10 protein-coding genes are annotated in these 11,081 nt (G+C 55.0%); 7 read left to right on the top strand and 3 right to left on the bottom strand.

All coding sequences use genetic code 11. The annotated features are described in order from the left end of the window. The coding region (locus tag B9Z01_RS32980; protein WP_208626356.1) for a YadA family autotransporter adhesin at window positions 1-1,599 on the top strand (1,599 nt) is incomplete at its 5' end. A gap of 72 nt (window positions 1,600-1,671) precedes the next feature. Continuing rightward, a complete protein-coding gene (locus B9Z01_RS32975; protein ID WP_085489724.1) occupies window positions 1,672-2,373 on the top strand; it encodes an OmpA family protein in 702 nt (233 codons plus the stop codon). Between the two features lie 141 nt (window positions 2,374-2,514). On the opposite strand, the gene B9Z01_RS32970 is transcribed toward B9Z01_RS32975, so the two are convergent. Both B9Z01_RS32970 and B9Z01_RS32965 read right to left on the bottom strand, forming a co-directional pair. After that, window positions 2,515-3,864 carry a DUF3443 domain-containing protein gene (locus B9Z01_RS32970; protein ID WP_085489723.1) on the bottom strand — a complete coding sequence of 450 codons (1,350 nt, stop codon included), beginning with the start codon at window positions 3,862-3,864 and terminating at the stop codon, window positions 2,515-2,517. A gap of 11 nt (window positions 3,865-3,875) precedes the next feature. Continuing rightward, entirely contained in the window at window positions 3,876-4,319 is a 444-nt protein-coding gene (locus B9Z01_RS32965) for a DUF2844 domain-containing protein (protein ID WP_244196226.1), read from the bottom strand. On the opposite strand from B9Z01_RS32965, the gene B9Z01_RS35785 reads away from it, so the two are divergent. Continuing rightward, window positions 4,288-4,506 carry a hypothetical protein gene (locus tag B9Z01_RS35785; protein ID WP_167387598.1) on the top strand — a complete coding sequence of 73 codons (219 nt, stop codon included), beginning with the start codon at window positions 4,288-4,290 and terminating at the stop codon, window positions 4,504-4,506. The genes B9Z01_RS32965 and B9Z01_RS35785 overlap by 32 nt on opposite strands. Before the next feature lie 594 nt (window positions 4,507-5,100). Here the strand turns inward: B9Z01_RS35785 and B9Z01_RS32960 are convergent. Beyond that, entirely contained in the window at window positions 5,101-5,787 is a 687-nt protein-coding gene (locus B9Z01_RS32960) for a response regulator transcription factor (protein WP_085489721.1), read from the bottom strand. 401 nt (window positions 5,788-6,188) lie between these two features. Here B9Z01_RS32960 and B9Z01_RS32955 point away from each other — a divergent pair, with 401 nt between their 5' ends. The 4 genes from B9Z01_RS32955 to B9Z01_RS32940 all read left to right on the top strand — a co-directional run bounded on the left by B9Z01_RS32955 (window position 6,189) and on the right by B9Z01_RS32940 (window position 11,027). After that, window positions 6,189-7,142, top strand: a complete 954-nt coding sequence (locus tag B9Z01_RS32955; protein ID WP_085489720.1) for a LysR family transcriptional regulator — start codon at window positions 6,189-6,191, stop codon at window positions 7,140-7,142. A gap of 275 nt (window positions 7,143-7,417) precedes the next feature. Beyond that, window positions 7,418-8,563 carry a DUF2827 domain-containing protein gene (locus B9Z01_RS32950; protein ID WP_085489719.1) on the top strand — a complete coding sequence of 382 codons (1,146 nt, stop codon included), beginning with the start codon at window positions 7,418-7,420 and terminating at the stop codon, window positions 8,561-8,563. Beyond that, the gene (locus B9Z01_RS32945) at window positions 8,560-9,708 is read left to right on the top strand and encodes a DUF2827 domain-containing protein (RefSeq protein ID WP_085489718.1); all 1,149 of its coding nucleotides are present in this window, start codon (window positions 8,560-8,562) and stop codon (window positions 9,706-9,708) included. Before B9Z01_RS32950 ends, B9Z01_RS32945 begins: the two co-directional genes overlap by 4 nt. Window positions 9,709-9,899: 191 nt before the next feature. Continuing rightward, window positions 9,900-11,027 (top strand): DUF2827 domain-containing protein, encoded by a 1,128-nt coding sequence (locus B9Z01_RS32940; RefSeq protein ID WP_085489717.1) that lies wholly within the window; start codon window positions 9,900-9,902, stop codon window positions 11,025-11,027. The last annotated feature ends 54 nt before the right edge of the window (window positions 11,028-11,081 follow it).

Genomic DNA, 11,081 nt, shown 5'->3' with positions numbered 1-11,081 from the left:
GTCTCTGTTGGTGTGGCGAACACGGCAAGCGGCAATGGTGCAGTGGCGATCGGGGATCCGAACGTCGCGACGGGCACTGGCGCGGTCGCGGTCGGTGCGAACAACACGGCAAATGGCCAGGGTGCGGTTGCGTCGGGTAATGCCAATAGCGCGATCGGTCAGGGCGCCGTGGCACTGGGCAACACGAGCACGGCAGCAGCGGCAGGTGCTGTTGCACTGGGCAACAGCGCAATGGCGAACAACGCCAACGATGTCGCGCTGGGCTCGGGTAGCGTGACCGCGGCGGCGAATCCGACTTCGAGCGTCACGGTTGGTGGTCAGACGTACAACGTTGCAGGTGCGAATCCGACCAGTGTGGTGAGCGTCGGTGCACCGGGAGCGGAGCGCCAGATCACGAACGTGGCAGCAGGCCGGGTCAGTGCGACGAGCACCGACGCGATCAACGGCTCGCAGCTCTACGCGACGAACAGCGCGGTGAATTCGCTGTCGACGACCGTAGGCACGACGACGTCGCAGGTCGCTTCGCTGTCGACGGGTCTGAGCACGACCGATAGCAACGTGGCCTCGCTGTCGACGTCCGCGTCGACCACGGCCAGCTCGTTGTCTACGGGTCTGAGCAGCGTTACCAGCAATATCGCAACGCTTTCGACTTCGACGTCGACGTCGATTGCCGCGCTGTCCACTGGCGTCGCCAACTCAGTTCAGTACGACGATCCGAGCCATACGACGATTACGCTGGGTGGCGTAGGTTCCGCGCCGGTCAGGTTGACTAACGTAGCGGCGGGCACCAATCCGCTGGACGCCGTGAACTACAGCCAGCTGTCGTCGCTGTCGACCACGGTGGCCACGGGTATTAGCTCGCTCAGTACCACAGTGGGCTCGATCTCGACGGTGACCAGCTCGATCAACGGCGTTATGCCGTCGCTGTCGACCTCAACCTCGACCGCAATCAGCTCGCTCCAGAACGAGGTCAACTCGCTCAATAATGGCATCGCAGCGCAAGGAAGCGGTGGAAGCGGCAAGTACGTCCAGGTCAACTCCACGCAGCCGGGGGCATCGGCGACGGGCAGTAATGCCATCGCGGTTGGGCCGACCGCGACGGCGTCTGGTGACAACAGCGTTGCTGTCGGACCGAACGCGACCGCATCGGCGAGCAATTCCGCGGCAATCGGAGCGGGCTCGGTGGCTGATCGTGCCAACACGGTATCGGTTGGTGCACCGGGCCAGGAGCGGCAGATCACGAACGTAGCACCGGGCACACAAGGCACGGATGCTGTGAACGTGGATCAGCTCAACGCTTCGCAGGCAGCGGCAAATGCATACACCGACAAGCAGGTGGGTGCACTGCAGCAAGGTATCAACGACACCGCTCGCAATGCTTACTCCGGTGTGGCTGCGGCTACTGCTCTGACGATGATTCCTGACGTTGACAAGGACAAGGTCCTGTCGGTCGGGATCGGCGCAGGGTCGTACCACGGCTATCAGGCGTATGCGATCGGCGGTACGGCGCGTATCACGCAGAATCTCAAGATGCGAGCCGGTATTGGTATCAGCTCCAGCGGCAACACCTATGGCATAGGTGCCGCGTATCAGTGGTAATCACGCTTGACGAGGAGGGGGTAACCCCTCCTCACAAAGCCTTCTCCACACGATCAATTTCAAGGAACTAACGTGATCAGGATCATCTTTGCAGGGTTGCTCGCAGTCAGCGTGCTTGCCGGCTGTACGGCAGCATCTGGACCAGCCCATAATGCTTACACGGTTGACAGGATCAACAACATCAAAACCTATAGGGTGGAATGTACCGGTATCTTTGAAAGTACCAATACGTGCCAGGAAGTCGCTCAGCAAATCTGCGACAAACAGCCGGTCCGGGTTGTCGAAGCAATCGATACTTTGCGCACGCGCGATGACTCGAACCGCGATCCGCGGGCCTTGACTTTCCAGTGCGGTGAGCCGCCTGCGAAACCTGCGCTTGTTGCTGCGCCGGTTCCAGTGGCCAAGGCGCCAGTTCCAGTAACTGTTCCAATGCGAATGGATCTGTCTGGCGGCGCAAACTTCAGAACGAACCAGGCAACGCTTACGCCTCAAGCCCAGGGCCGACTTGATCAATTTCTCGAGAAAGCCCGAGGTACGTCATTCTCCGAGGTCGCAGTCAGTGGCTATACCGATTCGACTGGTTCGGCTGCACGCAATCTTGACCTGTCTCAACGTCGTGCCGACGCTGTCGCAAAGTATCTGAGAGACGGCGGCCTCCGGGCGGAGCACTATCGGATACGAGGCTTCGGGTCAGCGGATCCGGTCGCGTCGAATTCGACTGCGGCAGGTAGAGAGCAGAACCGGCGCGTGGAGGTTGTTCTGAAAGCGGAATAAACGAGTAAGCCACGCAGGCGTACTGCGATGATTTCACCCGTTGCGTCGCGCCTCGGCACGACGCAACGGGGAGGGATATACAGACTCGGCGCGTGTGCCTGCGCCGCCTGGCTGCGATTCGTGGACAAAGCCCGCCGGCTCTCAGCTCGATGTAAATGCTACGTACGGACCGGTCGTCCCGTTCCCTGACGACGAGGCCGCGATTCCGTAATACACATGTCGCCCAAAGAAGAATGGCAAGCCTAGATCAAACTGGAATGGCAAGTAATGTCCGATGTCGTTGAATGCAAAGTTACCTGTTGCAAGCAGGGAAACTGCGTTAGCAATGTTGAACTCGATGTTTGCGGAGGCCAGGTTATATCCGCTAATCGTGACGGATCGCGACACGGTGGACGAAGGGATATAGAACAGCAGCCCATTCATTGCGATGTCCGGGTCGTTGAAATACAGGTCCGTTGAGCCAGAGTCGATGAAAGCACTCCCGCCGAACGTCGTCCCCTTATATGTCGCATTGAAGTCGCCATAGGTATTCGTCGTCAATACCACTGCGCCACTTCCGGCAAGTATATTGTTTGACTGCGTATCGATGCCAAAAACCAGCGCTCCATTTACGGAAAGTGCGCCGTCGGCTGCGACGGGCGGAAACTCGACCACAACGCCGTTATTGTCGGTACTAAAGAACTGAACGGGGTTGGCGATCTGCTGATTTAGCGGCACAGCCGCCGCGCTGCACGTTGTGCCGTTGCAGGTGTAGTAGAACCCCTCAATAGCGTCGTTCGCGCACTGCTGGCCGCAGTCGCGCGGGCTCACACCTACACCGAGAATTCCATTCGCTCCAAACACGGACGGTGTCGAAAGTGCCGTATTCTGTTGACAATCCATAGGGGCTGGCTGAAGCAGTGACGGATCGCTCATCAGCTGAATAGGCACGTTCTGAGCCACTTCCCCCGAAAGCCTTATATCGGCATTACGTACCGTGCCCCACGAGTAACCACTACCGAATATGCCGCATTCGAGAAACGGGCTTCCCGTTACCGCCTGACGCTGCGGAGTGAGGGTCATCAATGTTCCGGCAGGCACCGCCGCTGCAAACAGGCGCAATCCAAACGATTCCGTGTCGAGCAGCACGTTGTCGATTGTCGAGCAATTTGTCATTGCATTCGATTGAGGCGCGCACACCGTGACGCTTACCATAGGATAGTCGCGTACACCCCACGCGCCCGGCGCCACGACGACGGGAACGACATTGGCGGCTGCGTTAGCGACTGGAACAGCGGTAGGATTTTCGGAAACTATCGGACTGCTACTTGCTGTCGGGCTGCTTGCTGCCGCCACCGGACTGCTGGCCGGTGTGCTTTCCGGCGCAACCGTGGGCTGTGACGCGGAGGAGGGAGCGGCTGTACTGCTCGAACCTGTACCACCGCCGCCTCCACAAGCCGCCAGTAGAGAAAGTAGCACGTAAGCAACCAATCGATTAAACGTCGTTTTCATGACCGATCCCTTCATTGCAGGTCGTCAGGTTCTGTTCCCGGAGGAAGCGCTTGTGGCAGATAGGCTCTGCCCGCGAATGAACCCATATGCCCTCCAGTCTGCACGATGAGTCCTGGTTGTCTAACGATCGCGGCGCCGTTGCCTCCACCGCGCGCTCTGTGCACCTCATTGAGACCGTCGATATAGGGCGGAAAGTAAGCTCCGAGGAGCTTGTTCAGGGGCGCCATTTGCGGTCCGTGCCATACGACGGCGAAAACTACACCGTCTTGGCCTACATACTCCCGGACGACCGTACCTGACCGCAGTTTGGTTTCGCTCAGCGTGTACTTCGCGGCAAGAGGGGCTTGTTGGGCAAGTATTGAGATTCCCACGGATGAATGGTCCGGCCAGCTTGGAGCTCCGCCCAGCTCAGCACGAGTATCGATGCTGATAGTGAGCGTGGCGGCGATCGTCATGGCTAACGATATGGCGGGTTTCATGGGTCTCCTTCCAGTCATTGATGCTGCCCTGCACGGCGCTCGTGTTGAATTTATCGGCGGAGCCGGTTGTCAAAATGCCTGGTACCTGAAGCGACGCGCCATACGCACCGGCCTCATTCACAAATATTCGCAATTCCTCTGGCGACCCTCGGGCAGTATCTAACCCGTGGCCGGCGGAGTCATCGGAGAAGATACGCGCGCATGTGTTCCGGTTGCGCCGGTCGTTTGGCGAATCGAGGTGTGCGGATAATCGACTCTTCCCCGTTATCTCCGCTAGTTGGCGAGAATGACACAGCTTGCTGACGGCAAGTCTTTGCGCCCGTGGCGAAATGGCCGGCGGGCATGAAAGAAAATACCATGGCACCTGAGAACTGTGCCGGATTAGAGCAGGGCGCGCCTTCGACGAGAGTCGACGTTAGCGCAGGAATGCTTGGTAAGTACATCCACTTATTGTGGAAAGGTCCGCAAGAACTATCGCGACATTTGAATGCTCAGTAGTTAGGCATTCCTCTTCGCGATGGCTGGCTTCTCGCGCCTATGCGAGGTGATCTGATTAAAGCTTCATTTCCTGCCCCCGGAGCGGCAAATCGTGATTTCGGTACTTGGTCGACGCGGTCGTCGAAAATGTCTGTTGTCTGGGTCGGTATGGATAAGCGGGTTAGGGAGACTTCCAAAAAATTTGCCACTGCAATGAAAAACCGGCCATCAGAAATTCAGGGAGTTCGACGGCGCCGGTTGCAAGTGTTGGCAGTAGAAATCATCTCACTTCATCCAGCCTGTATCCATGCGTGTACACCGTGGTGAGTCGAAGACCGCTCCCTGAGCTGAGAGAAAGCTTATGCCGTATCCGATAGATATGTGTATCGATTGTGCGGGAAGAAATGTCCAGCTCACGCCCCCACGCCAGTTTCGCGAGCATATCGCGCGAGATAGTTCGCCCAACGTTGTTGAACAGGAGTGCGACGAGTTCAAATTCCTTAGCGGTCAGATCTATCGGTGTATCGCTGAAGGAAAGCACGCGGTGGTTTAGATCAAGCGTATATCCACCGATACAAATCGCATCTGTGCCGTTACCGTCGATTTTGCTTCGCCGAAGCAGTGCTTTGACCCGTGCGGCCAACTCATTGAGGCGGAAAGGTTTTACGACGTATTCATCGGCTCCTGCCTCTAGGGCAAGCACGATGTCCACTTCGAGAACCTTGCTGGTAAGAAACAAAACAGGAGGCTGGGCGCCGAGTTGGGCTCGTATCCAGTGCAGTACCTCGAAGCCACTCATTTTGGGCATCTGCCAGTCAAGTATGACCAGATCGACCACGTTCGTCGTCAGGAATCGAACTGCCTGTGCGCCATCAATGACATTGAATAGGGCATAACCGGTTCCGTCCAGTGCTTTTTCGACGGCGGCACTATGAGCAGGATCATCTTCAACCACCAGAATGCGCATGAGTCTTCTTGCCTTGTTTGGTTGTCCAGAGACCGGACGCCCCAGGAGCCGCAAGCGTGATCGGTCTTTACGTGACCGGGTGTCCCGTGGGCGGTGATGATCTCGCAATCCAGTCATGACGGTCGAAAACCCGCTAGAAAATTGAAATCAACTCACTACCCATTTGGTATACGGTCAAAGCGATGTTTGTATCTTAGACAAATTGAGATAGGTAAATCAATGATAAGAAAATTACTACAGGAATAACGTTTTTTTATGATTCGAGCGGTGATAACGCGTGTGCCGCGCTCCGTGTACATGCAGCGGTGGTTGATTTGTTCGAGGCAACCGGACAACAGCAGATTTGCCAATGTAGCGGGTGGAATCACCGGAGGCGGTACGTAGAGTCCCCACATTCATTTATGAAGCTAAATCAACTACGCACATTCGTTACGGTAGTCGAGTGCCGGAGTATTCACCGGGGTGCGCTGGCTTTGGGTGTGTCACAGCCAGCGGTATCAACTACCATACGTGAATTGGAAACGATTTGCGGATCTCCTTTGCTGGTGCGCAGCGCAAAAGGTGTGACGGTTACAGAAGCGGGTGCCCTGCTTCTTGAACGAGCTCGTGCAGTCCTTGCTGATCTTGAACGACTGAAAGACGAATTGGTTCGCCTGCAAAGTGGGAAAGCTGGGAACGTTTCAATCGCTGTTTCGTCTGCGATTGCGAGTGTAATTTTACCCAGCACTCTCAGGAGTTTCAGGGAGAAGATGCCGCAGGTGCAGATCAACATTGCAGAAGTCGTTGATAGCGCCGATCTGCTAAAGGGAATACGCGAAGGGAGGTTCGACTTCGTGGCCATGCAAACACCATACAATTTCTCGCCCCCTCCTGACGATATCGAGCAGCTGGTGGATGTGAAGTTTCCGTTGATTCTCGGCTGCAGAGCCAGGCATCCGCTTGCGCATGTCACATCTATCAGGGAATTAAATGAAGCAGAATGGATTTTTCCGGCCACCGAAGATGACACCGTGACGCCCCTAATCGAACAGGATCTCTCGCACTATGGTCTGGGCATTCCGAAACGCACTATTCGCTGCCGATCCAATGCCGTCGCGCTTGAGCTCTTCGAGGCATTTGATGTGGTGGGAATATTTATTAAAAAAATGTCAGAAATCACTTTCAGACGCTATGGACTCGTACAAATTCCGATTAATGAAACTCTGCCTGATTTGCACGCTGGAATTTTTCAAAGGAATGGAAAAATTCCCACTGCAGCATCCGCTCTAATATTAGAAATTTTTCTTCAGGATTTTAAAAATTTCGGGGCGGCATTCCCGGTCGAGCCTGATGACGAGCACGCTGTGCTGGCCTGATCGGCATTATTGCAGGAAGCCCCGGCTGGAGCGCGCGCGTGGCGGGGGAATGCGGCAGAAACAGTCCTTAGACAATTCAATCAGGTGTCCACGAGGCCGGGTGTACGTTGGATGAAATCGTCAATTCACAATTGTTGACGCACGTCAATTCCAATTTATCTAGCATAATTCTGGGCATGACGGGGCCTGTCAAATAAGGTGGCAGTTGCGGGCGATAATTTGATGCTTTATCGTCACGCGGGCAAAAGCATCGTTCATCGGGGTTTGTACAAAAAATGCGCATTGGCATTTCGGTTCTTACGCATCAAAGTCAAAATATATGGCAAAATGGACTTGGCCAGAATGTCATTTTTCTGGCACAGCTTTTGCAGCGTTTGACCTTTGTTGAACGTGTTTCTCTTATAGACGTTGGCGATCAGGGGGTAATGCCATCCCAGGTTGATCAGTCGGCGCTTGGTCTGCGCGTTTTGACGATGCGAGACGCTACCGACGAAGTTGATGTGATCATCGAAATGGCCGGTGCGCTTGACGTGCAATGGCTTGATTTGATGCGTGCGCGCGGAAAGACGGTGGTTTACCTCTGTTGCGGCCAGCCTTTTGCGGGGTTGGCGGAGGCTGCCGTGTTTGAAAAGCCGGGCTGCTTCTCGCGCCCTGACCGTTGCGACGAAATCTGGTTGCTCCCCGAGTATCGGGTATTTACCCAGTTCCAGCGTATGTTGCATCGGTGCCCGGTGCATATCGTTCCATATCTGTGGGCTCCGCAATTTGTGGAAGAACGCATTCGCGAGGTGGAAGCGCTCGGATACTCATTCGGATGGAAGTGTGGAGTGCAGCGCGACGGGTTACGCACCGCAATCATGGAACCGAATATTTCCGTGGCAAAGACTTCCGTCATTTCCATGCTTGCATGTGATGAGGCTTATCGTGCTGACCCTTCCAGCATTCAGGCAATGCACGTTCTCAATACTTTGCACATGAAAGATCACCCGACGCTGCTGCATCTCGCCAATTCGCTTGATCTGGTGCGTCACCACAAAACGACCTTTCACGGACGGCACGATATTGTCGGTTTCATGGTGCAGTACGCCGATGCTGTAGTTTCGCATCAATGGATCAACGAACAAAATTATAGTTATCTTGACGCGCTCTACGGAGATTATCCACTCATTCACAATTCGGACTGGCTTAACGAATTTGGAGCCGGCTACTACTATCCGGGGTTCGATGCGACGCGAGGCGGAGAGAAGTTGCGCTTTGCGCGCGAGAGTCACGATGAAAATCTCGAAACGTATCGGAATCGATCGAGGGCTGTGTTCCAGGCAATCGACCCGTTCGCGCAACACAATCTCGATGCCTACGCGGAACGCCTGATGATGCTTCGCTCGAGTGCAAGGGTATCGAAAAGGAGTAGCTACGCATGAGCGCCGCATCGAAGAAACTCGCGCACGGCAAAAAGCTGAAAGTGGGTGTGTCCATCTTTGTTCGGAAAGGGCAGCAGTCCATGTGGGAGAACGGCATTTTCCAGAACTGCATTTTTCTGGTGATGCTGTTGATGCGCTCGCCGCTCGTAGGTGCGACGTATCTGGTAGCGGGCGGCGGAAATGGGACGCCCGCTGATGCCAAGGATTTTCTGGTTGATTCACCGGTACCAGTGATTGACATGAACGAGGCGGCGGCGACGCTCGATCTGATGATCGAAATGAGCGCCCAACTCGACCGCAACTGGATTATCCCGTTCCGTGACAAAGGCGGGAAAGTCGTTTCCATGCGGGTCGGCAACGACTACGTCATCGACATTGAACGCATGGTGTTCGACCTGTCCCACGGATTGCTTATTAGCGGAGCACCTTATGACGAAGTATGGACTATCCCCGAATACGAGAACAGCTGTGTGCCGTACTTTCGTAGTACGTTCAGGGCGCCCGTCCGGCTTGTCCCTCATCTTTGGAGTCCATTGGTCCTGCGGCGCGAAACGGAACGCCTCCCCGACGGGACAAGCTTCGGATATAAGCCTCATCGGCAGCGTTGGCGCGTCGGAATTTTTGAACCCAACATATGCATGGTGAAGACCAGCTTTATTCCGCTTTTGAGCTGCGAAGCTGCACATCGGGAAAACCCGGATGTGATCGAACACGTATGGGCCTACAACACGTTCCATATGAAGGATCGCGCCACTTTCAACGGGTTCGCGCGGAGTCTCGATATCGTCAACCATGGTCTCGCGTCGTTCGAAGGGCGCTTTCCATTTTGTCAGGTTGTAGCACCGAATGTCGATGCGATCGTCAGCCATCATTGGGAAAATGCGCAGAACTACGTGTATTACGAGGCGCTTTATGGAGGCTACCCATTGATTCACAACTCACATCTGATTGGCAATTGCGGCTACCGATACAGCGATTTCGATTGCGAGACCGGCGGCGCCGCATTGCTCCGGGCGTTTTCCGAGCACGATGCAAATCTCGATGACTATCGCCATACCGCAAACAGATTTTTGCAGACACTAGACCCGGAGTCAGACGAGAACGTCCGCACCTACAGCATGGCAATCGCAGCCTTGTTTCAATAGCACGACGCACTTACCTAACTGGTAGGGCACTCTAAAAATAAGGAGCAACAGTAGAAGATGGACGTCAGAACGAAGTGCGTGGCCGTATTCTGTACGTTAGGGCTTTCCAGCACTTTCGCGCACGCGGAGGCGAGCGGGTCGTTACTCCTTGCCTTGGCAAACGACAGACATCACTGCGCAATGAGGACGCAATGAACGGACTGCGTGTTGGAATTACAATCGGCTTGCATCACGTAGCGGAAACGCTCTGGAATAATGGTATCAAACAGAATGCAGCTTTTCTGGCGGATGCGTTGCGCCATTGCCCACAGGTGAGCGGCGTAGCGCTGATCAATACAACAGACATTCCGATTACACCAGCTCTACCATGGGATCTTGCTCGCTATCCCACGGTAACGTTCGATGAGGCGAAAGACTCGGTAAATATTATAATCGAACTCGGCGGTCAGATAAGTGCGGAACAGACGGCATATCTCAAGCAACGCGATGTTAGGCTTATTTCCTACTGTTGCGGCTCCGAGTACATCCTCGCAATGGAGTCGATTATTTTCGGCAGGAAGTTATGGGGTAGCAACCTGTTCATCAACCAGCGCTATGACGGGATATGGATGATCCCTCAGATCGCAAATATGAGTCAGTCATATTTCGAAACACTGCGCCGTCAGGCGGCCCAGATCGTCCCGTTTGTCTGGAGTCCGACGTTTCTAAGCGAACGCGTGAAGGATTTGCCAAACGCAGGGGAATATCAACGGCGTGTCGGTGCAAAGCGGCTGGGCGTCATGGAGCCGAACATCGATGTCGTCAAATTCTGCCTGTACCCGGCGCTGATCGCGGAACTTGCCTACAGGAAACGACCAGACGATATCGAGATTCTGCAGGTGACCAACGCGGAGTCGATCGCTAAGGAGTCGCTTGAGTTTATTACGTTGTTGAACCAACTCGACATCGTGAGAAACCATAAGGCGGTGTTTCTAGGGCGCTACGATACACCAACATTCCTCGCGGAAAACGTCGACATCGTGATTTCTCACCAGTTGGAGAACCCGCTCAATTACTTCTATCTGGAAGTCTGCTGGCAGGGTTATCCGTTGGTCCACAACGCGTCGCTTTGCGCCGACCTCGGCTACTACTACCGCGGCAACGATGCGACTGAGGGGGCGAGCCGGGTCATCGAGGTGATTGAAACGCACGATGCTCATGCCTCGTGGTATCGCGAGAGACAGCGTGCGCTGCTCGATCGCCATCTGCCTGATAACGAGCAGCTTGTGGGAGCGTATGCCGCACTACTTGATGATTTGATGACTCGCCCCGTTCGCTGACGCGCCGTATTTCAATGGCTTCGGAATCTCCGTTCGACGTCGACGACGTATATC

The organism is Paraburkholderia susongensis (assembly GCF_900177725.1).
Taxonomy (GTDB): Bacteria; Pseudomonadota; Gammaproteobacteria; order Burkholderiales; family Burkholderiaceae; genus Paraburkholderia; species Paraburkholderia susongensis.
Note: the sequence above shows the minus strand (reverse complement) of the source record. Positions and strands in the feature narration are given on the sequence as shown.

Excerpts from the sequence above, each read along its gene's own strand:
- B9Z01_RS32960 (WP_085489721.1), bottom strand. The coding sequence starts at position 5,787 with ATGCGCATTCTGGTGGTTGAAGATGATCCTGCTCATAGTGCCGCCGTC.
- B9Z01_RS32965 (WP_244196226.1), bottom strand. The coding sequence starts at position 4,319 with ATGACGATCGCCGCCACGCTCACTATCAGCATCGATACTCGTGCTGAG.
- B9Z01_RS35785 (WP_167387598.1), top strand. The coding sequence starts at position 4,288 with ATGCTGATAGTGAGCGTGGCGGCGATCGTCATGGCTAACGATATGGCG.
- B9Z01_RS32955 (WP_085489720.1), top strand. The coding sequence starts at position 6,189 with ATGAAGCTAAATCAACTACGCACATTCGTTACGGTAGTCGAGTGCCGG.
- B9Z01_RS32945 (WP_085489718.1), top strand. The coding sequence starts at position 8,560 with ATGAGCGCCGCATCGAAGAAACTCGCGCACGGCAAAAAGCTGAAAGTG.
- B9Z01_RS32970 (WP_085489723.1), bottom strand. The coding sequence starts at position 3,864 with ATGAAAACGACGTTTAATCGATTGGTTGCTTACGTGCTACTTTCTCTA.
- B9Z01_RS32950 (WP_085489719.1), top strand. The coding sequence starts at position 7,418 with ATGCGCATTGGCATTTCGGTTCTTACGCATCAAAGTCAAAATATATGG.
- B9Z01_RS32940 (WP_085489717.1), top strand. The coding sequence starts at position 9,900 with ATGAACGGACTGCGTGTTGGAATTACAATCGGCTTGCATCACGTAGCG.